Origin of the sequence: Prescottella sp. D32 (assembly GCF_037287305.1) — a bacterium.
GTDB classification, from domain to species: domain Bacteria; phylum Actinomycetota; class Actinomycetes; order Mycobacteriales; family Mycobacteriaceae; genus Prescottella; species Prescottella equi.
This window is the reverse complement of sequence record NZ_JARBSW010000006.1, coordinates 147,838-169,279: the sequence shown is the minus strand read 5'-3', so window position 1 is coordinate 169,279 and position 21,442 is coordinate 147,838. Positions and strand designations below refer to the sequence as shown.

The window sequence follows — 21,442 nt, the reverse complement described above, 5'->3', positions numbered from 1 at the left end:
TGCCGGGGATCGACATGTCCCACACCGGAGGGAGGACTGGTGTTTCTCGGCGCGCTCGAGATGGACATCCTGTTCGGCGATGTGCGGTCATTGAAGGAGAAGCGGTCGCTGGTGCGACCGGTCCTGACCGAACTGCGACGCTATGGGGTGTCTGCCGCGGAGACAGGCGAACACGACCGCTACCGGCGGGCGCTGATCGGTGTCGCCGTGGCAAGTTCAGGGGTGGGACACGTCCACGAGGTGCTCGATCAATGCGAGCGGCACGTCGCCGGACGACCCGAGCTGCAACTACTTGCGGTTCGACGAAGAATTTTCGGCCCCGAAGACTGAACGGACCGGCGCGGGGCGACGCTGGAGAAATCCTGGAGAGGAGACTGATTGCCATGGCAGATCCTGCACGCGCACGCAGGCTCGCGAAGCGCATCAGCACGATCGTCGCGACGGCGATCGACCACGAGATCAAGGACCCGCGTCTTGCCTTCGTGACCATCACCGACGCGAAGGTGACGGCCGACCTGCACGACGCCACGGTGTACTACACCGTGATGGGCGAGAACATCGACACCGAACCGGACCTGGCCGGCGCTGCTGCGGGCCTGGAGAAGGCCAAGGGTGTGCTGCGGTCCAAGGTCGGCGCGGGCACCGGCGTCCGGTTCACACCGACGCTGACCTTCGTCGCCGACACGGTGCCGGACACGGCCCGGCACATGGAGGAACTCCTCGCCCGGGCGCGTGCCGCGGACGACGCGGTGGCCCGAGCGCGGGAGAACGCGTCGCCGGCCGGCGACGCCGACCCGTACAAAGATCCCCGTGCGGCCGGCGACGACGCGGCCGACGAGGACGCCTGACCCGAGACCGTCATGACTCACTGCCCGGAAACCGCGCCCCCGGCCCTCGCGTCACAGCCCCTGCCGCTGCAGGAGACGATCGAGGTGCTGGAGGGCGCGTCGTCCGTGACCGTCCTGTGTCACGTCCAGCCTGACGCCGACACCATCGGCAGCGGGCTCGCGCTCGGAATCGTGCTCATGCGCAAGGGGATTCCGGTGCAGGTGTCGTTCGCGTCCCCGGATCGACTGCCGGTGTCGATGGCAGGACTGCCGGGCACGGACCTCCTGGTCCCGGCGGACGCCGTCGACGAGTCCGTGGATCTGCTCGTGACGGTGGACTGCGGTAGCGCCGGGCGTCTCGGCGCCCTCGCGTCCCGACTCGGCGGCGCCCGGCGCTCACTCGTGATCGACCATCATCGGTCGAACACCCGTTACGGGACGTTCGACCTGATCGACGACTCCGCGGAGGCGACGACGGCGGTGCTGGCCCGCCTGTTCGACCTGTGGGGCGTCGAGATCGACGCCGACCTCGCCCACTGCCTGTACGCGGGTCTGGTCACCGACACCGGCTCCTTCCGGTGGGTCCAGCCGGGCACCCACGAACTCGCCGAGCGCCTGCTCGCGACCGGGATCGACGGGCCCGGCATCGCGCGTCGCCTGCTCGACACCCACCCCTTCGGTTGGTTGCCGATGCTGGGCGCCGTGCTGTCGTCCGCCGTGCTGGTGCCCGACGCCGCCGACGGTCGCGGCCTGGTCCATGCCGTCATCCGCTGCACCGACTCGGCCGGGCTCGGCTCGGAAGAGGTCGAGAGCGTGATCGACATCGTGCGCACCACCGCGGAGGCGGAGGTCGCCGCCGTCTTCAAGGAGTCCACCCCCGGATCGTGGTCGGTGTCGCTGCGGTCGAAGGACACCGTGGACGTGTCGGCGGTAGCCGAGCATCTCGGCGGTGGCGGACACCGCTTCGCCGCCGGCTACACCGCGACCGGCGCCGTCGAGTCCGCGATCACCGCGCTGCGTGAGACCCTCGGCTGACTTGACCGGCGCCGATCACCGCACCCCGCACGAACGCGGGCCGGCCGACGCGGGCCCGCGCCGGATCCTCGGCCTCGCCGTACCCGCGCTGGGTGTCCTGGCGGCCGAACCGCTCTATCTACTCCTCGACATCGCGATCGTGGGACGGCTCGGGGCCCTCGCGCTCGCCGGTCTCGCCGTCGGCGGCCTCGTCCTCGCGCAGGTGAGCACGCAGTTGACCTTCCTGTCCTACGGCACGACCGCCCGGGCGTCGCGCCTGCACGGCGCCGGGCGTGAACGGGACGCGGTCCGGGAGGGTGTACAGGCGACGTGGCTCGCGCTCGGGATCGGCGCGGTCCTGGTGGTCGCGGTGCAGGTCCTCGCGGGTCCGGTCACGTCGCTGATCGCCGGGGACGGCGAGATCGCGGCCGCGGCGGAACGGTGGCTGCGGATCGCCGTGTTCGGGGCGCCGCTGATCCTCGTCGCGATGGCCGGCAACGGCTGGATGCGGGGAGTACAGAACACGATGCGGCCGCTGGGCTTCGTGCTCGTCGGTCAAGCGGTCTCCGCGGTCCTGTGTGTGCTGCTCGTCCACGGTGTGGCCGGTGCGCCGCGCTGGGAACTGGAGGGCTCGGCGGTCGCCAACGTCGCGGGCCAGGCGACGTCGGCGGCGCTGTTCGGTGTCGCGTTGTTGCGTGCCCGGGTGCCGCTGCGTCCCAGTTGGACGGTGATGCGGGCGCAGATGGTGCTCGGCCGTGATCTGATCCTGCGGAGCCTCGCGTTCCAGGCGTGCTTCCTGTCCGCCGCGGCCGTCGCATCCCGCTTCGGGGCGGCATCCGTCGCCGCCCACCAGGTGGTGCTGCAGCTGTGGAACTTCGTGGCGTTGACGCTCGATTCGCTCGCGATCGCCGCCCAGACCCTCGTCGGAGCCGCGCTCGGGCGCAGCGACGTGCGCGGTGCGAACCGGCTGGCCTGGCGGGTGACGCGCTGGTCGGCGGTGTTCGCGACCGTCCTGGCGCTGGTGTTCGCGGCCGGAGCAACCCTGATCCCGACGTTCTTCACCGACGACCCGGCGGTGCTTGACCAGACCTCCGTCGCGTGGTGGTTCTTCGTCGGCATCATGCCGGTGGCCGGAATCGTGTTCGCGCTGGACGGCGTACTCCTCGGGGCCGGCGACGCCGCCTTCCTGCGGACCGCCACGCTGGCCTGCGCGCTGATCGGCTTTCTGCCGCTCATCTGGTCGTCGCTCGCGTGGGAGTGGGGCCTCGCCGGAATCTGGCTGGGGCTTACCGTGTTCATGGTGTTGCGGATGCTGACGGTGTTGTGGCGGACCGCATCGGGACGTTGGGCCGTCGGGGGCTCCGACCGCCAGCTGCAGGAGGCGAAAGGGTAGTGGTGTGGCAGGGAAACTGATGGCGGTGAGCGACACACACGTCGGGCACCGGGGCAATCGCCCGATCACCGAGGAGATCTACCCGGAGTCGCCCGACGACTGGCTGATCGTCGCCGGTGACGTATCCGAGAAGGCCGACGACATCCGCTGGGCGTTGACCCTGCTGAAGAGTCGCTTCGCGAAGGTGATCTGGGTGCCCGGCAACCACGAGCTGTGGACCACGGCCAAGGATCCCGTGCAGATGCACGGCAAGGCTCGCTACGACTACCTGGTCGACATGTGCCGCGAGATCGGCGTCCTCACCCCCGAGGATCCGTATCCGGTGTGGGAGGGCGACGGCGGCCCCGCCACGGTGGTCCCGATGTTCCTGCTGTACGACTACAGCTTTCTTCCCGACGGCGCCACCGACAAGACCGACGGTCTCCGGATCGCCCGTGACAAGAACGTCGTCGCCACCGACGAGTTCCTGCTCTCGTCCGAGCCCTACGCGACGCGCGATGCGTGGTGCCGTGCCCGCCTCGCGGAGACCCGTGCGAGGCTCGACGCTCTGGACCTGTCGATCCCGACGATCCTGATCAACCATTTCCCGCTCGTGCGTCAGCCCACCGAGGTGCTCTACTACCCGGAGTTCGCGCTGTGGTGCGGCACCACCGAAACTGCCGACTGGCACACCCGCTACAACGCTGCGTGTTGCGTCTACGGCCACCTGCACATCCCGCGCACCACCTACTACGACGGCGTCCGCTTCGAGGAGGTCTCGCTCGGCTACCCGCGCGAGTGGCAGCGGCGCGGGCTGCCGGACAAACTGCTCCGGCAGATTCTGCCGGTGCCCGAGTACGCGCCCGGCACGCTCAACAAGTTCGGCGGCCATTTCCGGATCACCGCCGAGCAGGAAGCCGAGTACGAACGCATGCGCGCACAGCGCTGACAGGGGAGTTGGATTGATCGAGCGCATTCTGCCCGCCGGCGTCGCGTCCGCGGAACTGTTCGAGGACCCGCCCGGCCTGCAACCGCACCCGCAGGAGGAATCGCTGATCGCGAAGGCGGTCGAGAAGCGTCGGCGCGAGTTCATCGGCGCCCGCCACTGCGCGCGCCTCGCGATGGCCGACCTGGGCGTCGAACCGGCACCGATCCTGCGGGGCGACAAGGGGTCTCCGGTGTGGCCACGGGGCGTCGTGGGAAGCCTGACCCACTGCGACGGCTACCGCGCCGCAGTGCTCGGGTACGCGATGCAGGTCCGCAGCGTCGGTATCGACGCGGAACCGAACGGCCCACTGCCGAACGGTGTCCTCGACGCGGTGAGCCTGCCCGCGGAGCGTGAGTGGTTGACGTCGGCCGAACCGGCGCCGGTGCACTGGGACAGGCTTCTGTTCTGCGCCAAGGAGGCCACCTACAAGGCGTGGTTCCCGCTCACCGGTCGCTGGCTCGGCTTCGAGGACGCCCACATCACCTTCACGGCGGGCGCCGAGAGCACCGACGGGATCGGCGGGACGTTCCGTTCCCGTCTGCTGGTGCCGGGCGACTCGACGGACGGCGGCGCGCCGCTCGCGAGTTTCGACGGCCGCTGGATCGTCTCGGACGGCTTGATCGTCACGGCAATTTCGGTGAGCTGACCGGCGGCTGGCAGAATCGCATCACGTGCCCAAGTCTCAAAAACCGTCCTCCGGTCTCGTCGGCGCCGGTCTGCTGATCGTCGACAAGGAAGCCGGCATGACCAGCCACGACGTGGTCTCGCGGTGTCGGAAGCTGCTGAACACCCGCAAGGTCGGGCATGCCGGCACCCTCGATCCGATGGCCACCGGTGTGCTGATCCTCGGTGTCGAGCGGGCCACCAAGCTGCTCGGCCTGCTGGCGCTGACCACCAAGTCGTATTCCGCCACGATCCGGTTGGGCCAGGCCACGACGACGGACGACGCCGAGGGCGAGGTGCTCACGACCGCCGACGCATCGGCCGTCACCGACGAGCAGATTGCCGCCGAGATCGCGAAGTTGACGGGTGACATCCAGCAGGTGCCCGCGAGCGTCAGCGCGATCAAGGTCGACGGGCAGCGCGCGCACGCACTGATCCGGGCGGGCGAGGAGGTGACTCTCGCGGCGCGTCCGGTGACGGTGTCACGCTTCGACGTGCTGGCCCGCCGCGACGTCCCCGGGGATTCGGGCGGCTTCGTGGACCTCGACGTCGACGTCGACTGCTCGTCGGGCACCTACATCCGCGCGCTCGCGCGGGACCTGGGCGCTGCGCTCGGCGTCGGCGGGCACCTGACCGCGCTGCGCCGCACGAGCGTCGGGCCGTTCACGCTCGAGCACGCCCGCACGCTCGAGCAGTTGGCCGAGGACCCTGCCGTCAGCCTCGACATCGACCAGGCCGCCCAGACCGCGTTCCCGCACAGGCAGATCAGCGCCGCGGAGGCCGAGTCGATCAGTCAGGGACGCTGGCTCGAGCCGATCGGCCGCAAGGAGATCTACGCCGCCATCGACCCGAGTGGCCACACGATCGCACTCATCCAGGAGCGCGGTAAGCGAGCCAGTTCGGTGATGGTCGTGCGCCCCGCGACGCTGCGGTAGCGGGTCGTCAGCTCCCCGGGACGAAACCGGGATAGACGAAGTGGCCGGGCCCGCCGCCGGGCAGCCCTGCCCCGAGCGATCCGGGATAGTCCTGTGCGAGCTTGGTGAGCTTGTGCGGGTTCCCCTCGCGGTCGGCCTGCCAGCACTCGAGCAGGACGCCGTGGAAACCGGTGCACACGATGCGAGTGTCGGTGCCGAACGGCGACGTCAGCCGGTTCGCGCTGACGAACGGGTTCCAGTAGTCCAGATCGGTGGGGGTGAGGAAACCGTCGTAGTCGAACGGTGCCAGCGGGCTGGGATACGGCGGGGGCGTCGGCCACTCGTCCGCCGACGCGGTCCCGGCCCCAGCCAGGGCGACGGCGGCGGTAGCGCCCAGTGCTGCGGCGATGCGGGCGGTTCGGCGGAGGGCTGTGCTCATCGCGGACCTCGTCTCGATCGGTTGCCCGCCTCGGTCGCGGCGTGCGTGAACCGAGCCTAGACCAGCCAGATGGCTTGTGCCGCAGGGTTGCCGAGGTCGACGTTGCCGGTGGCGGGGTCGGTGCCGAGCCGAATCGACACGGTGCCCGCGAAGTCGCGCCGCTCGATCACCGTGATGTCGGTGTCGAGTGCGATGCCGACGGAATCGAAGTAGCGGAGCATCGCCGGATCGGCGTCGGAGATCCGGGCGACCCGCCCGGACTCGCCGTCCTGGTAGTCGCTCAGTTGCCGCGCCGGGGGAGTGGGCACCGATCCGTCCGCTGACGGGATGGGATCACCGTGCGGATCGCGTTCGGGGAAGCCGAGCTTGGCGTCGATCCGGTCGATCATCCGGTCGGACACCGCATGTTCGAGGACCTCGGCCTCGTCGTGGACCTCGTCCCACCCGTATCCGAGCTCGTTCACGAGGAACGTCTCGATCAACCGGTGTCGGCGCACCATGGACACCGCGGCCGAGCGGCCGGCGTCCGTGAGGGCGATCGACCCGTACCGGGCGTGATCGACCAGTCCCTGGTCGGACAGCTTCCGGATGGCTTCGGAGACGGTGGAGGCGGAGACGCCGATCCGCTCCGAGAGGAGCTTGGTCGACACCCGCTCCCGAGACCATTCCTGGACGGTCCAGATGACCTTGAGGTAGTCCTGTGCCACCGACGACAAGGTCTCCGGGTGCGTCACCTCGCTCGGTGCGGGTGCGTCTGATTTCTGCGTGGCCACGGTTACGAGCTTAGGCAACCGTCACGTGGGACACACATCACCTCCTGTTCGGTTCGGCGATTGCGCAACATGATCAGCGGATTCGGGCCGCAGGGTCGGTCCGAACGTGACCGGTGTGTGCCGTGGCCGTAGGCTGCCACCTGTGCAGAGATGGCGAGGTCTGGACGATGTGCCGGCGGACTGGGGGCGTTGCGTCCTGACGATCGGCGTTTTCGACGGCGTGCATCGTGGGCACGCGCAACTGATTTCCCGTGCGGTCGACGCGGCCCGAGAGCGTGGAATCCCCAGTGTCCTGATGACATTCGATCCGCATCCCGCTGAGGTGGTGCGGCCGGGTAGTCATCCGGCGCAGTTGACGACGCTGCCGCGGCGGGCCGAGCTGGCCGAGGAGCTGGGTATCGACGTCTTCTGCGTCATGCCGTTCACCACCGAGTTCATGAAACTCTCGCCCGAGCGGTACGTCCACGAGATCCTCGTCGAGCGGCTCCACGTCTCCGAGGTCGTGGTGGGGGAGAACTTCACGTTCGGACGCAAAGCGGCCGGGAACGTCGATCTGCTGCGCCGGACCGGCGCGCGGTTCGGCTTCGCGGTGGACGGTGTGAACCTGCTCGCGGAGCACGCGGTGACCTTCTCGTCGACCTACATCCGCTCGTGCGTCGACGCCGGGGACGTCGCGGCGGCTGCCGAGGCGCTGGGGCGCCCGCACCGCGTCGAGGGTGTCGTCGTGCACGGGGACGGCCGTGGTCGCGGGCTCGGGTTCCCGACTGCGAACATCGCGCCGCCGATGTACTCCGCGATTCCTGCCGACGGCGTGTACGCGGCCTGGTTCACGGTGCTGGGGCCCGGCCCCGTGGAGGGCACGGTCGAACCCGGCAAGCGGTACGCCGCGGCCGTGTCGGTCGGCACGAACCCCACGTTCTCCGGCCGCACCCGGACGGTGGAAGCCTTCGTCCTCGACCGGGAGGCGGACCTGTACGGCCAGCACGTGGCGGTCGACTTCGTCCAGCGGGTGCGTGGGATGGAGAAGTTCGACTCGGTCGAGGCCCTCATCGAGGAGATGGGCCGCGACGCCGAGAAAGCCCGCGCCATCCTCGCGGAGGCGGCCGATCGTTGACGGCCCGGGTGGCCTGGTAGGCTCTACCGCTGGTGTGTGCTGCGGTTCGCGGCGGCCACACCGTCGGATGTGCGGGGAGACCTGCGAGATCCGGTTCCTTTCACGCGGACGTCAGTTACAGGAGTGCACCAAGTGGCATTGACCACCGAGCAGAAGAAGCAGATCCTCGGCGAGTACGGACTGCACGAGACCGACACCGGTTCGCCGGAGGCGCAGGTGGCCATGCTCACCAAGCGCATCGTCGATCTCACCGAGCACCTGAAGATGCACAAGCACGACCACCACTCCCGCCGCGGCCTGCTGCTGCTGGTCGGACGCCGTCGTCGTCTGCTGAAGTACGTCCAGAAGGTCGACATCAACCGTTACCGCTCGCTCATCGAGCGTCTCGGCCTGCGCCGATAAGACGGTCGTCCGGCGAATCGCTTCGCCGACCTCACCGATAGCCAACGAGGCACTGTTTAGACTGAGCCTCGTTGGCTATCGGTGTTTGCACCACCAGGGTGTGTACGACTGCCACCCGTCCCCGTAGCCGTGGCGTCGGTCTTCGGTAGTGGCCATCCGGACGAGTTCCGGCCGGCTTCGATCGACGGCCGCCTCCGCGCTGGGGTGAACAGCCGCGACCACCACGGGCACATGCCGATGTGGAGCGGCAAAAGACGAGAGGGAAGAGAAGAGAAGCAATGACAGACAATTCCGCAGTAGAGGTCGAAGAGGGCGTGTTCGAGTCCACCGCCGTCATCGACAACGGGAGCTACGGCACCCGCACCGTTCGTTTCGAGACCGGGCGCCTCGCGCAGCAGGCCGCCGGCGCCGTCGTCGCCTACCTGGACGACGAGACCATGCTGCTGTCGGCCACCTCGGCCAGCAAGCAGCCCAAGGAACACTTCGACTTCTTCCCGCTGACGGTGGACGTCGAGGAGCGTATGTACGCCGCGGGTCGCATCCCCGGCTCGTTCTTCCGTCGTGAGGGACGTCCCTCCACCGACGCGATCCTGACCTGCCGCCTGATCGACCGGCCGCTGCGCCCGTCGTTCGTCGACGGCCTCCGCAACGAGATCCAGGTCGTCGTCACGGTCCTGAGTCTCGATCCCAAGGATCTGTACGACGTCGTCGCGATCAACGCGGCATCCGCGTCGACGCAGATCGCCGGTCTGCCGTTCTCCGGTCCCGTCGGCGGCGTGCGCGTTGCGCTGATCACCTCGGAGGAGAACAAGAAGGGCCAGTGGGTCGCGTTCCCGACCGTCGAGCAGCTCGAGAGCGCCGTCTTCGACATGGTCGTCGCGGGCCGCGTGGTCGAGTCCGGTGACGTCGCGATCATGATGGTCGAGGCCGAGGCCACCGAGAACGTCATCAGCCTGATCGACGGTGGCGCCCAGGCGCCCACCGAGGCGATCGTGGCCGAGGGCCTCGAGGCCGCCAAGCCGTTCATCGCGAGCCTGTGCGGCGCGCAGCAGGCGCTGGCCGAGAAGGCCGCCAAGCCCACCGGCGAGTACCCGCTGTTCCCGGCGTACCAGGACGACGTGTACGCCGCGGTGGAGAAGGCTGCGGCCGCTCCGCTTTCCGAGGCGCTGTCCATCGCCGGCAAGCAGGAACGCGACGACAAGACCGACGAGGTCAAGGCCGAGGTTCTCGAGCAGGTCGCACCGCAGTTCGAGGGGCGCGAGAAGGAGATCGGCGCAGCGTTCCGCTCGCTGACGAAGAAGCTTGTGCGCCAGCGCATCCTGCGCGACCAGTTCCGCATCGACGGCCGTGGCATCACCGATATCCGGTCGCTGTCCGCCGAGGTCGCCGTGATCCCGCGGGCCCACGGTTCGGCGCTGTTCGAGCGTGGCGAGACCCAGATCATGGGTGTCACCACCCTCGACATGGTCAAGATGGCGCAGCAGGTCGACTCGCTCGGTCCCGAGACCAGCAAGCGCTACATGCACCACTACAACTTCCCGCCGTACTCGACCGGTGAGACCGGCCGCGTCGGTTCGCCGAAGCGTCGCGAGATCGGCCACGGCGCCCTCGCCGAGCGCGCCCTCGTGCCGGTGCTGCCGAGCCAGGAAGAGTTCCCGTACGCGATCCGCCAGGTCTCGGAGGCACTGAGCTCCAACGGTTCCACCTCGATGGGCTCGGTCTGCGCCTCGACGCTGTCGCTGCTGAACGCCGGTGTGCCGCTCAAGGCTCCCGTCGCCGGCATCGCGATGGGCCTGGTCTCCGACGAGGTCGACGGGGAGACCCGGTACGTCGCGCTCACCGACATCCTCGGTGCCGAGGATGCCTTCGGCGACATGGACTTCAAGGTTGCGGGCACCAAGAACTTCGTCACGGCCCTGCAGCTCGACACGAAGCTCGACGGCATCCCGTCGCAGGTTCTCGCCGGCGCGCTGTCGCAGGCCCACGACGCCCGCACCACGATCCTCGAGGTCATGGCCGAGGCCATCGACGCCCCGGACGAGATGAGCCCGTACGCGCCGCGGATCACCACCATCAAGGTGCCCGTGGACAAGATCGGTGAGGTCATCGGCCCCAAGGGCAAGATGATCAACTCGATCACCGAGGAGACCGGCGCCAACATCTCCATCGAGGATGACGGCACGGTGTACGTCGGTGCCGCGGACGGTCCGTCCGCGCAGGCCGCGATCGACAAGATCAACGCCATCGCCAACCCGCAGCTGCCCAAGGTGGGCGAGCGTTTCCTGGGCACGGTCGTCAAGACCACCGCCTTCGGCGCGTTCGTCTCGCTGCTCCCGGGCCGCGACGGACTGGTGCACATCTCCAAGCTGGGCAACGGCAAGCGGATCGCCAAGGTCGAGGACGTCGTCAACGTGGGCTCCAAGCTCCGCGTCGAGATCGCCGACATCGACAACCGCGGCAAGATCTCGCTGATCCCCGTGGAGGATGCTGCGGAAGGCTCCGCCGCCCCCGCCGAGGGTGACGCCCCCGCCGAGTAGGCCGGTCACAGCACTGCGCCTCGGCCCCGCACGGTTCGTCCGTGCGGGGCCGAGGCGTTTGGCCCGCGGTGTATCGTGGATCGACGTTCACCACCCCTTCCGGCACATGTCCGGACTGTCGCAGACTCGCCCGCTGTCGCAGACTCTCCCGGCCTCGAGGAAACACGAACCGCCATATGGCTCAATCCCTTCGCGAGAAGCCCCGACGGGGCTCCGCACCGAACACCCGCCCGCAGACCGGCGTCCAGCGCACCGTCCTCCCCGGCGGCCTCCGGGTCGTCACCGAACACGTGCCGGGCGTTCGTTCGGCGTCCGTCGGCGTCTGGGTCGGTGTGGGCTCACGCGACGAACAGCCGTCCGTCGCGGGCGCCGCGCACTTCCTCGAACACCTGCTGTTCAAGTCCACCCCGACCCGGACGGCGCTCGACATCGCGCAGGTGATGGACGGTGTCGGCGGCGAACTCAACGCCTTCACGTCGAAGGAACACACGTGCTTCTACGCGCACGTGCTCGACGACGATCTGCCGCTCGCCGTGGACCTCGTGAGCGACGTGGTGCTGCGGGGCCGTTGCCGCGCAGTCGACGTCGACGTCGAGCGCCAGGTGGTGCTCGAGGAGATCTCGATGCGGGACGACGATCCCGAGGACCTGCTCGGCGACGCGTTCCTGACCGCGCTCTTCGGCGACCACCCGGTGGGGCGTCCCGTGATCGGCAGCGTCGACTCCATCGAGTCGATGACGCGGAGCCAGCTGCACTCCTTCCACGTGCGCCGCTACACCCCCGAGCGGATGGTGGTCGCGGTCGCCGGCAACGTCGAACACGAGCACACCGTGGAGTTGGTGCGGGCGGCGTTCTCCGGGCACCTCGACCGTGACGTCGATCCCGCGCCCCGGCGCGGTGGCGCGATCCGGCTGCGGACGGCACCGACCCTGAGCCTGACCAAGCGCGACAGCGAGCAGGCGCATCTGGCGCTCGGTGTGCGAGCCTTCGGTCGGCACGAGGGCCACCGATGGCCACTGTCGGTGCTCAACGCGGCCGTCGGCGGCGGCCTGAGTTCCCGTCTGTTCCAAGAGATTCGCGAGGAGCGGGGGCTGGCGTACTCGGTCTATTCCGGGGTGGACACGTTCGCCGACACCGGTGCGTTCTCGGTGTACGCCGGATGCCAACCCGAGAATCTCGGCGAAGTGGCGACTTTGATCCGCGAGGTGCTCGCCAACGTCGCCTCCGACGGCATCACCGACGCCGAGTGCGCGCGGGCGAAGGGATCGTTGCGCGGATCGTTGGTGCTGGGCCTCGAGGACTCGGGTTCGCGGATGACCCGGATCGGGCGCAGTGAACTGAACTACGGCAACCACCAGTCGGTTTCCGAGACGCTCGCGCGCATCGACGAGGTCACCACCGACGAGGTGCGCGAGGTGGCGCGGGTGCTGCTGCGGCGTCCGTTCGCGGCCGCCGTCGTCGGACCGTACCGGCGCAAGCGGGACCTGCCGGCGTCGGTGCGGGGAATCGTCCGATAGACCTGGCCGTCACTGCCGGTACATCGCCACCCGCACGACGTCCGCGGGATCGACCAGATGATCGTGACCGTCCTCTCCGGCCTCGATCTGCACCCAGTCGATCCGGCCGGTGAACGCGTTGTCGCCCGTCGGATACTCCGGCGTGACGGTGGACAGACTGTCTCGGCCGACATCGGAGAACTCGTAGCCGAAACCGATCGGCTCGGTCCGCTCGACACGACCCTCCGCGACGGCGGTGCCGTCGACGAAGAGTGTCACGGTGCCGCCCTTGCCGAGTCCGCCGCCGTCGTAGGCGAACTCGCTGCGCACCTGGTGCAGCCCCACGTCGACCGTGTCGGGAGCTCGGATGTAGCTGCGCTCGATCCCGAACAGGTTGTAACAGAACGTAGGTCGGCCGTCCCGGAAGTAGAACGACCAGCCGCCGGCGTGCCCGCCGAGGTTGAGGATCACACCGCGGGCACCGCCGTCGGGGACGTCGACCTGCGCGGTGAGCGACCAGGATCGGTTCCGGCAGTTCACGATGTGCATCTCGAGCAGCGCCTGCATCCCGGGCAGCAGCACCTGCCGATTGCCGGGTACGAGCCGCGGTTTGCCCGACAGCCCGGGCAGCACGCGCTCGAAGGTGCGGTCGTCCAGCGGCAGCACGTTGTACCGGGTCGCCTCGATCAGGAACAGCCGCTGCAGCTCGCGCAGCCGCTCGGGGTACTCCTTCGCGAGGTCACGCGCCTGGGTCCAGTCGGCGGCGCCGTCGTACAGCTCCCACACGTCGTCGTCGAACGCGATGCCTGCGCCGCCGGGAATCTGCCACGGCGTCCGGTGCTTGGTGACCGCCGACCAGCCCCGGTGGTAGATCCCACGGTTGCCGAGCATCTCGAAGTACTGCGTCACGTGCCGCTCGGGCGCCGCCGCGTCGTGAAAGCTGTATGCCATGTCGACACCCTCGAGCGGGTGCTGCCGGACGCCGTTCACCGTCGTCGGCGCCGGGATCCCGGCGGCCGCAAGGACCGTCGGGGCGACGTCGACGACGTGGTGGAACTGGTTGCGCACCTCGCCGCGCGCTGCGAATCCGCGCGGCCAGTGCACCACCGTGCCGTTGCGGGTCCCGCCCCAGTGTGAGGCGACCTGCTTGGTCCACTGGTACGGGGTGTCCATCGCGTGCGCCCAGCCCACCGCGTAGTGCGGGGACGAGTCGGGGCCGCCGAGCTTGTCCAGCGCACCCAGCAGGAACTCGGGCGTCTCGATGCCCGCCATCCCGTTGAGGCTGATCAGTTCGTTGGACGTGCCCTGGAGCGTGCCCTCGGCCGACGCGCCGTTGTCGCCGATGATGTAGAACACCAGCGTGTCGTCCAGGGCCCCGATCCGGTCGATCTCCTCGACCACGCGACCGACCTGGCGGTCGGTGTGCTCGAGGAACCCCGCGTAGTTCTCCATCTGCCGCCGCAGGACCGGAAGCAACCTCTCGTCCATCTCGTCCCAGGCGGGAATCGCGTCGTGCCGACGGGTGAGTTCGGCATCCGCGGGCACGACGCCGAGTTCCTTCTGCCGCGCGAAGATCCGCTCCCGAAGCACGTCCCAACCGTCGTCGAACCGTCCCCGGTACCGTTGGGCCCACTGCTGCGGAACGTGGTGCGGAGCGTGTGTGGCGCCGGGGGCGAAGTACAGGAAGAACGGCTTGTCGGGTGTGAGGACCTTCTGCTGCCGCACCCACGCGATCGCCTTGTCGGCCAGGTCCTCGGTGAGGTGGTAGCCCTCTTCCGGGGTGCCCCACGGCTCCACCCGGCCGGTGCCCTCGTGCAGGGTGGGATACCACTGGTCGGTCTCGCCGCCGAGGAAGCCGTAGAAGTACTCGAAGCCGTTACCCGGTGACGGCCAGCGGTCGAACGGCCCCACCGGGCTGGTCTCCCAGATCGGGACCTCGTGGCACTTGCCGACGTGCGCGGTGGCGTAACCGTTGAGTTTGAGGATCTCGGCGAGCGGCGCGCACGTGTCCGGCCGGACGGAGGTGTAGCCGGGCGCGGCGGTCGCCATCTCGGTGATGCTGCCCATTCCCACCGTGTGATGGTTCCGCCCGGTGAGCAGGGCCGCCCGCGTCGGTGAGCACAGTGCGGTCGTATGGAACCGGGTGTACTTCAGGCCGTCGTCGGCGAGGCGCTGCGCGGTCGGCGTCTGAGCCGGCCCGCCGAACGCACTCGACGCCCCGAAACCCACGTCGTCGAGTAACACGATCAGCACGTTCGGTGACCCGTCCGGCGGACGCAGCGGGCGCAGCGGAGTGAATCGCGAGTCCGGGTCCTTCGCGTCGTACAGCACGGTGCCGACATGCGTCCGGTCCGGGATCGGCAGGATCTGCCGGCCGAAGTCACCGGATTCGCGGTTTCCGCTCGCTGCGCCCACCGGGACGACCCTTCTGACGATCGACGTGCCGTCGGTGCCCCCTCCCTCGACGGTACGGTCCGCTCGCCGTGCTTCGCAGCGGAATCCCAGCGTTCGGTTCCGTGGACGGGGGTAGCCTCGAAATTGCGTCGGTCGGTGGGATCGGGCGCCTGTCCGATCCGTGGTCGGTGCCGCCGTCGGCGCCCGAAATGACTGTCCGGCATCGAATTCCGAGATCGCAGCGACGGCAGGGACGGGGCTGACGGGACATGGACGAACTGGCGGAGTGGGACATCGTGACCGGTGTCGGGATCACGGCACTGGGGGTGGCGGCAGGCCGGGCGATGGAGACGAATCGGGACGGGGGTCTCGTCTCCGATCCGTACGCGGCGGCATTCGTCGAAGCCGCGGCGCCACCGACCCCGATGCCGACGCGGCTCGAGGATGCCGACGGCCGTGAAATGCCGTGGCGGTCGATGGCCGACTACATGGGGGTGCGCTCGCGCTACTTCGACGACTACTTCGGTGCGGCCGGTCGGGCGGGCATCGGCCAGATGGTCCTGCTCGCCGCGGGCCTGGACGTCCGCGCCTACCGTCTGGACTGGCCGGACGGCACCACGATCTACGAACTGGACGCTCCGAAAGTGCTGTCCTTCAAGGACGACGTCCTGGCCGCCGAGGATGCGCGTGTGCGCGCCGACCGGCGGGTGGTGGCGGTCGATCTGCGTGAGGACTGGCCGCAAGCACTGCAGGAGAAGGGTTTCGATCGCGCGCAGCCGTCGGCGTGGCTGGCGGAGGGATTGCTGCCGTTCCTTCCCAACGCCGCGAAGGAGCGGCTCTGCCGGTCGGTGACCGAGTTGTCCGCGCCCGGGAGCCGATTCGAGGTGGAGCACATCGACGACGTCCGCTCCATGATGCAGGAGGAGTCGGCGCAGCGTGCGCGCGACCTGTTCGGTGTCGACATCGAATCGCTGTGGCCCGACGACGGACCGTTCGATCCCGCGGCATGGTTGACCGAGCACGGATGGGATGTCGAGGCCGAGCGCTCGGTGGACGTCGCCGAACGGTTCGGCCGGCCGCTCGAGAGCCCGAACGGGGACCCGTCGCGTTCGAGTCTGTTCATCACCGCCGTTCGCCTCTGACGGTCGAGCGTCGGATGCGGGCCGCGGACCGCCGCATCGTAGGCTTGTCTCGAACGCATTCAGGGATTCAGGGACTTCGGGCGGAGCGTGTACGTGACTTCAGCAGCACCCATCAGGGTCGGTGTTCTCGGTGCCAAGGGCAAGGTGGGCCGCGCGATGTGCGAGGCCGTCGAGCAGGCCGACGACCTCGAACTGGTGGCCGGTGTCGACCAGGGTGAGCGCATCGAGCACTTCGTCGATCAGCGCACGCAGGTGGTCATCGACTTCACTCATCCCGACGTGGTCATGGACAACCTGCAGTTCCTGATCGCCAACGGCATCCACGCCGTCGTCGGCACCACCGGCTTCGACGACGCCCGCCTCGCACAGGTGCAGGCATGGCTCGACGACAACCCGGGTGTCGGGGTGCTGATCGCCCCGAACTTCGCGATCGGTGCGGTGCTGTCGATGCGCTTCGCGGCCGCCGCGGCCCGCTTCTTCGACTCGGTCGAGGTGATCGAACTGCACCACCCGAACAAGGCTGACGCGCCGTCGGGTACCGCGTACCGGACAGCCGCGCTCATCGCCGAGGCACGCGAGAAGGCCGGCCGCGGGCCGAGCCCCGATGCCACCACCACCGAACTCGAAGGCGCACGTGGCGCCGACGTCAACGGCGTGCGCGTCCACTCGATCCGCCTCGCCGGGCTCGTCGCCCACCAGGAGGTGCTGCTCGGCACGCAGGGCGAGACGCTCACCATCCGGCACGACTCGATCGACCGGAACTCCTTCGCCCCCGGCGTGCTGCTGGGAGTGCGGGAGATCGGCAAGCGCCCGGGCCTCACCGTCGGCATCGACCCCCTGCTGGACCTGTGAAGAACCAGTCGACGCGGGTCGTCGTCGCGATCGCGGCGATCGTCGTCGCGCTCGCGTTCTACTTCGTGCTGCTCGGCCAGCGCGGCATCGCGCTGATCCAGGACGGTCGCGCCGTGCCGGTCGTGTTGGGCATCGCCGTGCTGGTGCTGCCGTTCCTCGGTGTGTGGATGGTCGTCGCGACCATCCGATCGGGACTGGCGCACCAGCACCTCGCCCGCCGCATGCACGACGAGGGCCTCGAACTCGACGTCGACGACCTGCCGCGACGCCCGTCCGGCCGCATCGAGCGGGACGCCGCCGACGAGCTGTTCGCTCAGGTCAAACGGGAGTGGGAAGCCGATCCCGACAACTGGCGCAACTCCTACCGGCTGGCGCGGGCGTACGACTACGCGGGCGACCGTGGCCGGGCACGCGAGACCATGCGGCGCGCCGTCGCGCTCGAGAAGCACGAGCGGGAGAGCTGACCCATGGCTGACGGGTCCCCGGGCAAGACACTGCTGGTCGTGCACCACACGTCCTCCCCGGCGACCCGGGAGCTGCTCGAGGCAGTGCTGGCCGGCGCCCACGACCCCGAGATCACCGGTGTTACGGTCCGGTCCGTCCCGGCGCTGCACGCGACGGCCGTCGACGTCCTCGCCGCCGACGGCTACGTGTTCGGGACGTCCGCGAACTTCGGCTACATGTCGGGGGCGCTCAAGCACTTCTTCGACACCGTCTACTACCCGTGCCTCGACGCGGTCGCCGGACGTCCGTTCGGGCTGTGGGTGCACGGCAACAACGACACCGCGGGCGCGGTGAAATCGGTCCAGAAGATCGTCACCGGCCTGGAGTTGGTGCAGGCGGCCGGGATCGTCGAGATCACCGGTCCGATCGACGCGGCCGTGCGCGAGAGCTGCTACGAACTCGGTGCCACCGTCGCGGTCACCGTGGCCGGCGACCTCTGAGATCAGTTCATCGGGACGGTGTTCGGATCCGACCGGTCCGGCGGACCCGCCTGGAACGGCGGGGGATCGTCTACGTCGAAGACGTCCGGCAGCGTGGCGCAGGTCGCGCCCGGCTCGGGAAACGTGTTGCGGTTCAAGCGGAGCGCGTCCACGAAGTGATCGATCCGCGCATCGGTCGGCCCGTCGACCACCAGCTGGTGTCCCCAGGACTGGAGCGAGACCGGAACGGACAGACCGGGATACGGCGACATCATCAGATACGGGCGGCCGTCGACGCGATCGACCAGCTGGTCGAGTGCAGCTCCGGTGACCAGCGCCGGGTCGTAGGTGATCCACACCGCGCCGTGCTCGAGTGAATGCACGGCGTTCTCGCTGCGGATCGGCCGGTCGTACACCGTGCCGGTGCACGCCGCCCACACCGCGTCGTGCGGGCCGCCGAACGGGGGAGTGCGGTCGTAAGCCACCCGCTGATCCGCCCCGACATGCAGCCCCACCGGGTACTCGACGACCGTGATGCCCTCGATCCCGAGCGACGGATCGGGATTGTCGGCCGTCGGCGCGAACGGATTCGCGACCGCGGCACCTTCGACGGTGTGGCCGCAGCCGGCGGCGACGAGAACGAACGCGCTTGCCGCCGCGACCCGGAGGGTAGCCCGCACGGGGGTCGGTCCTACTTGCCGTCGACGAACTTGGTGAGGCCCTGGCTCGCTGTCTCGAGGGCTATCTTCTGGGCCTTCTTCAGCAGGAACCCCGGCAACGGGATCTTGGGATCGACGGTGAGCGCGAACTTCACGAGTGTGCCGTCGCCCTTCGGGGTGAGCGTGTAGGAACCGTCCTGACTGTTCTGCTGCGTGCTCTCGACCAGGGTCCAGGACATGCCGGTGTCGCCGTCCCACGAGTAGTCGACGACCTGCTCGTCGTTGATGCCCATGATGGACACGGTCATCCGGACGCGGCAGGGCCGCCCGTCCGCGTGCGTGCTCTCGACGATGACCTTCTTGTGAGCGGACGACCATTCGGGCAAACGGTCGACGGCGGCGATCGCTGCCATCACATCGGCCGGCGCGGCCTCGACCTGGAATTCCTTTGCCCCGGAAACAGCCATGCTCTCCACTCCTCAACGCTGTGAAAACAGTGAACGACGAGACGCAATTAGACCATTACCGGCGCCGCGATTCCGGCAGGTGGCGTCGAAGAGAGGTGCTGTCGTCACCGATCGTCGTCGGAGCGGCTCCGGCGCATCTGATCGCGTAGCGCTCCCTGAACGGCCTGGGACACCCAGGAATTGAGCGACATCCCGTCCTGCAGGGCGGCCTCCTCGGCGCGCGACTTGATCTGATCGACCAGGCGCAGGGTGACGCGACTGATGTCGCCGGTGACGTCCTCGAGCGTGCGGTACGCATCCGAAGAGTCCCGGGGGTCCCGGTCGTCGCCCGAGCGTTCGGAGGTTCCGGTGGAATGGCCGGGCCGACGACGGGCCGACTCGACGGTGGCCTCGGTGCCGTCGAAACGCACGTGGAGTGTCCGGTCGCCCATTTCCTCCGATGCCTCCCGGGCGAGGTCGGACAGCGCGGACACCAGCATCAGCTGCGCCGAACGTTCCACCGCCGCCGCGAGTGCCGAGGCAATCTTCTGTGTCTGTTCGTCCCCGAGTGCAGCGGCGGCGGTGAGGTCGTCGCGCAGGCGGGCCGTGTACTCGGTGAGATCCATGACGTCAGCATGACGCCATCGTGACGTCATTTCAAGGCCGACCTGACGTCACGAGGTGTCGGGGCGGCTCAGGGCAGGATCGAGTCGACGTAACCGCCGTCGACGCGCACGGCGCCGCCGGTCGTGGCGGACGCGAAGGGCGAGGCGAGATAGACCACCATGTTGGCGATCTCCTCGGGTTCGATCAGACGCTGCAGCAGCGACTGGGGTCGGTACTCGACCATGAACCGGTGCTGGGCCTCGTCCCAGGGCAACTCGTCGCCCACGAGTTCGCGCACGAACTGTTCGACTCCGCCGGTGTGCGTCGGTCCGGCGATGACGGAGTTGACCGTGACACCGCTGCCGGCGGCGGCCTTGGCGAATCCACGGCTCACCGCGAGCAGAGAGGTCTTCGTCATGCCGTAGTGGATCATCTCGGCGGGAACGGCCACCGCCGAATCGCTGGCGAGGTTGAGGACCCGTCCCCAGCCGCGGTCCGTCATCCCGGGCAGGTAGGCGCGGATGAGCCGGACGGCGGAGAGCACGTTGACCTCGAAGTAGCGGCGCCACTCCTCGTCGTCGATCTCCAACGGGGCAGCGGACCCGAAGATGCCGAGGTTGTTGACGAGGATGTCGACGGCGGGCTCGGCATCGACGACTGCGGCGGCGCCGTCCGCGGTCGCCAGGTCGCCCACCGCTCCGACGACGGCTGCGCTGCCGGACTCCGCGCGCGCCGTGCGGACCGCTGCATCGACTCGCTCCTCACTGCGGCCGTTGAGGACGACGCGCGCACCCGCGCGGGCGAGACCGGTCGCGATGGCATAGCCGATGCCCTGGGTGGAACCGGTGACCAGAGCCGTGCGATCGGACAGGTCGATCAGCATGCGAATTCCCCTCGCCGAAGTTGTGGACCGCGGGGTGGGGCTCGTCCCAGTCCCGGCGGCCCGAGGAACATCGTCCCAGATTGCGGGTGCGGGGGTCGGGTGTTGTGTCGCCGCGCCGCTCGCGACGTGCACCGCATAGGGTCGGGCAAAGGTGAAGGACGATCCCCGGAGGATGTGCAGTGCCCAACGCGGTGCCCCTGAAGGTTCAACTCGTCGCGAAGACGGAGTTCTTCCCGCCCTCGGACATCCCGTGGGAGACCGACGCCGACGGCGGTGAGGCACTCGCGGAGTTCGCGGGGCGGGCGTGCTACCAGAGTTGGTCCAAGCCGAACCCGCGCACCGCTACCAATGCCGGGTATCTGCGCCACCTGCTCGAGGTCGGCCACCTGTCCGTCCTCGAACACGGCAGCGTCAGCTTCTATATCAGCGGCATCTCCCGATCGTGCACGCACGAGCTGATCCGGCACCGGCACTTCTCCTATTCGCAGCTGTCGCAGCGCTTCGTTCGCGAGAACGACGCCAACGTCGTGATTCCGCCCGCGATCGCCGGCGACGCCCGGCTCGAGGCTCTGTTCGCGAAGGCGACCGAGGCCAGCCGCGGCGCGTATGCCGAACTGCTCGAAGCGCTCGAGGAGAAGCTCGCCGACGAGCCCAACGGTCCCGTCCGCAACAAGCAGGCGCGGCAGGCGGCGCGTTCGGTGCTTCCGAATGCCACCGAGACCCGCGTGGTGGTCACCGGCAACTACCGGGCCTGGCGACATTTCGTCGAGATGCGGGCCACCGAGCACGCCGACGTCGAGATCCGACACGTCGCGATCGAGTGCCTGCGGCAACTACAGGTGGCGGCGCCGAATGTGTTCGGCGACTTCGAAATCGTCACATTGCCCGACGGTTCCGAGGTGGCGACGAGCGAGTTCGCAGCGGTCGTCTGAGTTGTCGGGTCGTCCGCGGTGCCGTCGCGTTCAAGTCTGCGAGCGAGACCGGGTAGCCTTCTGACC

The 21,442-nt window shown here is 68.9% G+C and carries 23 protein-coding genes; 16 read left to right on the top strand and 7 right to left on the bottom strand.

The features are described 5' to 3' along the window. Positions 1-39 precede the first annotated feature (39 nt). From PSS76_RS21950 to truB, 7 genes are read left to right on the top strand one after another with little or no spacing between them, the layout of a single operon-like run. A complete protein-coding gene (locus PSS76_RS21950; protein ID WP_013415751.1) occupies positions 40-330 on the top strand; it encodes a DUF503 domain-containing protein in 291 nt (96 codons plus the stop codon). Between the two features lie 53 nt (positions 331-383). Continuing rightward, complete coding sequence (gene rbfA / locus PSS76_RS21945) at positions 384-848, top strand: 30S ribosome-binding factor RbfA (RefSeq protein WP_337456620.1); 465 nt, start codon at positions 384-386, stop codon at positions 846-848. Between the two features lie 12 nt (positions 849-860). After that, entirely contained in the window at positions 861-1,862 is a 1,002-nt protein-coding gene (locus PSS76_RS21940; protein WP_064079157.1) for a DHH family phosphoesterase, read from the top strand. A gap of 1 nt (position 1,863) precedes the next feature. Then, positions 1,864-3,234, top strand: a complete 1,371-nt coding sequence (locus tag PSS76_RS21935; RefSeq protein ID WP_013415753.1) for an MATE family efflux transporter — start codon at positions 1,864-1,866, stop codon at positions 3,232-3,234. Between the two features lie 4 nt (positions 3,235-3,238). Continuing rightward, positions 3,239-4,162 (top strand): metallophosphoesterase family protein, encoded by a 924-nt coding sequence (locus PSS76_RS21930; protein WP_013415754.1) that lies wholly within the window; start codon positions 3,239-3,241, stop codon positions 4,160-4,162. Between the two features lie 13 nt (positions 4,163-4,175). Beyond that, positions 4,176-4,847: a 4'-phosphopantetheinyl transferase Npt gene (npt, locus tag PSS76_RS21925; protein ID WP_064058891.1), complete on the top strand. Its 672-nt coding sequence runs from the start codon at positions 4,176-4,178 to the stop codon at positions 4,845-4,847. 25 nt (positions 4,848-4,872) lie between these two features. After that, the gene (gene truB, locus PSS76_RS21920; RefSeq protein ID WP_064058892.1) at positions 4,873-5,799 is read left to right on the top strand and encodes a tRNA pseudouridine(55) synthase TruB; all 927 of its coding nucleotides are present in this window, start codon (positions 4,873-4,875) and stop codon (positions 5,797-5,799) included. A 7-nt stretch (positions 5,800-5,806) separates the two neighbouring features. On the opposite strand, the gene PSS76_RS21915 is transcribed toward truB, so the two are convergent. Then, positions 5,807-6,217 (bottom strand): hypothetical protein, encoded by a 411-nt coding sequence (locus PSS76_RS21915; RefSeq protein ID WP_013415757.1) that lies wholly within the window; start codon positions 6,215-6,217, stop codon positions 5,807-5,809. Between the two features lie 56 nt (positions 6,218-6,273). Beyond that, complete coding sequence (locus tag PSS76_RS21910; RefSeq protein ID WP_005513777.1) at positions 6,274-6,951, bottom strand: metal-dependent transcriptional regulator; 678 nt, start codon at positions 6,949-6,951, stop codon at positions 6,274-6,276. Between the two features lie 181 nt (positions 6,952-7,132). On the opposite strand from PSS76_RS21910, the gene PSS76_RS21905 reads away from it, so the two are divergent. The 4 genes from PSS76_RS21905 to PSS76_RS21890 all read left to right on the top strand — a co-directional run bounded on the left by PSS76_RS21905 (position 7,133) and on the right by PSS76_RS21890 (position 12,560). After that, on the top strand, positions 7,133-8,104 hold the full coding sequence (locus PSS76_RS21905) for a bifunctional riboflavin kinase/FAD synthetase (protein WP_013415759.1): 972 nt from the start codon (positions 7,133-7,135) through the stop codon (positions 8,102-8,104). A gap of 132 nt (positions 8,105-8,236) precedes the next feature. Continuing rightward, positions 8,237-8,506: a 30S ribosomal protein S15 gene (rpsO, locus tag PSS76_RS21900; protein ID WP_005513774.1), complete on the top strand. Its 270-nt coding sequence runs from the start codon at positions 8,237-8,239 to the stop codon at positions 8,504-8,506. A 278-nt stretch (positions 8,507-8,784) separates the two neighbouring features. Continuing rightward, a complete protein-coding gene (locus PSS76_RS21895) occupies positions 8,785-11,043 on the top strand; it encodes a polyribonucleotide nucleotidyltransferase (RefSeq protein WP_064058896.1) in 2,259 nt (752 codons plus the stop codon). Positions 11,044-11,219: 176 nt separating this feature from the next. Continuing rightward, positions 11,220-12,560: a M16 family metallopeptidase gene (locus tag PSS76_RS21890; protein WP_005513769.1), complete on the top strand. Its 1,341-nt coding sequence runs from the start codon at positions 11,220-11,222 to the stop codon at positions 12,558-12,560. A 9-nt stretch (positions 12,561-12,569) separates the two neighbouring features. Here the strand turns inward: PSS76_RS21890 and PSS76_RS21885 are convergent, their stop codons facing one another. Beyond that, positions 12,570-14,954, bottom strand: a complete 2,385-nt coding sequence (locus PSS76_RS21885) for an arylsulfatase (RefSeq protein ID WP_425355258.1) — start codon at positions 14,952-14,954, stop codon at positions 12,570-12,572. Positions 14,955-15,202: 248 nt separating this feature from the next. On the opposite strand from PSS76_RS21885, the gene PSS76_RS21880 reads away from it, so the two are divergent. The 4 genes from PSS76_RS21880 to PSS76_RS21865 all read left to right on the top strand — a co-directional run bounded on the left by PSS76_RS21880 (position 15,203) and on the right by PSS76_RS21865 (position 17,871). Then, the gene (locus PSS76_RS21880; protein WP_084968748.1) at positions 15,203-16,075 is read left to right on the top strand and encodes an SAM-dependent methyltransferase; all 873 of its coding nucleotides are present in this window, start codon (positions 15,203-15,205) and stop codon (positions 16,073-16,075) included. A gap of 93 nt (positions 16,076-16,168) precedes the next feature. Further along, entirely contained in the window at positions 16,169-16,927 is a 759-nt protein-coding gene (gene dapB / locus PSS76_RS21875) for a 4-hydroxy-tetrahydrodipicolinate reductase (RefSeq protein WP_005513761.1), read from the top strand. Continuing rightward, on the top strand, positions 16,924-17,391 hold the full coding sequence (locus tag PSS76_RS21870) for a hypothetical protein (protein ID WP_013415763.1): 468 nt from the start codon (positions 16,924-16,926) through the stop codon (positions 17,389-17,391). Before dapB ends, PSS76_RS21870 begins: the two co-directional genes overlap by 4 nt. A 3-nt stretch (positions 17,392-17,394) precedes the next feature. Further along, complete coding sequence (locus PSS76_RS21865; protein WP_005513759.1) at positions 17,395-17,871, top strand: flavodoxin family protein; 477 nt, start codon at positions 17,395-17,397, stop codon at positions 17,869-17,871. A gap of 2 nt (positions 17,872-17,873) precedes the next feature. On the opposite strand, the gene PSS76_RS21860 is transcribed toward PSS76_RS21865, so the two are convergent. The 4 genes from PSS76_RS21860 to PSS76_RS21845 form a co-directional block, all read right to left on the bottom strand. After that, positions 17,874-18,530, bottom strand: coding sequence for a thioredoxin-like domain-containing protein (locus tag PSS76_RS21860; protein ID WP_005513758.1), 657 nt, complete (start codon positions 18,528-18,530; stop codon positions 17,874-17,876). An 11-nt stretch (positions 18,531-18,541) separates the two neighbouring features. Continuing rightward, positions 18,542-18,976 (bottom strand): SRPBCC family protein, encoded by a 435-nt coding sequence (locus tag PSS76_RS21855; RefSeq protein ID WP_064076407.1) that lies wholly within the window; start codon positions 18,974-18,976, stop codon positions 18,542-18,544. Positions 18,977-19,080: 104 nt separating this feature from the next. Next, positions 19,081-19,581, bottom strand: a complete 501-nt coding sequence (locus PSS76_RS21850) for a hypothetical protein (protein ID WP_064079152.1) — start codon at positions 19,579-19,581, stop codon at positions 19,081-19,083. Between the two features lie 68 nt (positions 19,582-19,649). Beyond that, complete coding sequence (locus PSS76_RS21845; RefSeq protein ID WP_084846135.1) at positions 19,650-20,444, bottom strand: SDR family NAD(P)-dependent oxidoreductase; 795 nt, start codon at positions 20,442-20,444, stop codon at positions 19,650-19,652. Between the two features lie 179 nt (positions 20,445-20,623). Between PSS76_RS21845 and thyX the strand changes: the two genes are divergently transcribed. Next, positions 20,624-21,376, top strand: coding sequence for an FAD-dependent thymidylate synthase (gene thyX, locus PSS76_RS21840; RefSeq protein ID WP_013415767.1), 753 nt, complete (start codon positions 20,624-20,626; stop codon positions 21,374-21,376). The last annotated feature ends 66 nt before the right edge of the window (positions 21,377-21,442 follow it).

Excerpts from the sequence above, each read along its gene's own strand:
- rbfA (WP_337456620.1), top strand. The coding sequence starts at position 384 with ATGGCAGATCCTGCACGCGCACGCAGGCTCGCGAAGCGCATCAGCACG.
- PSS76_RS21850 (WP_064079152.1), bottom strand. The coding sequence starts at position 19,581 with ATGGATCTCACCGAGTACACGGCCCGCCTGCGCGACGACCTCACCGCC.
- PSS76_RS21915 (WP_013415757.1), bottom strand. The coding sequence starts at position 6,217 with ATGAGCACAGCCCTCCGCCGAACCGCCCGCATCGCCGCAGCACTGGGC.
- PSS76_RS21855 (WP_064076407.1), bottom strand. The coding sequence starts at position 18,976 with ATGGCTGTTTCCGGGGCAAAGGAATTCCAGGTCGAGGCCGCGCCGGCC.
- PSS76_RS21895 (WP_064058896.1), top strand. The coding sequence starts at position 8,785 with ATGACAGACAATTCCGCAGTAGAGGTCGAAGAGGGCGTGTTCGAGTCC.
- PSS76_RS21845 (WP_084846135.1), bottom strand. The coding sequence starts at position 20,444 with ATGCTGATCGACCTGTCCGATCGCACGGCTCTGGTCACCGGTTCCACC.
- PSS76_RS21940 (WP_064079157.1), top strand. The coding sequence starts at position 861 with ATGACTCACTGCCCGGAAACCGCGCCCCCGGCCCTCGCGTCACAGCCC.
- PSS76_RS21890 (WP_005513769.1), top strand. The coding sequence starts at position 11,220 with ATGGCTCAATCCCTTCGCGAGAAGCCCCGACGGGGCTCCGCACCGAAC.
- PSS76_RS21880 (WP_084968748.1), top strand. The coding sequence starts at position 15,203 with ATGGACGAACTGGCGGAGTGGGACATCGTGACCGGTGTCGGGATCACG.
- PSS76_RS21865 (WP_005513759.1), top strand. The coding sequence starts at position 17,395 with ATGGCTGACGGGTCCCCGGGCAAGACACTGCTGGTCGTGCACCACACG.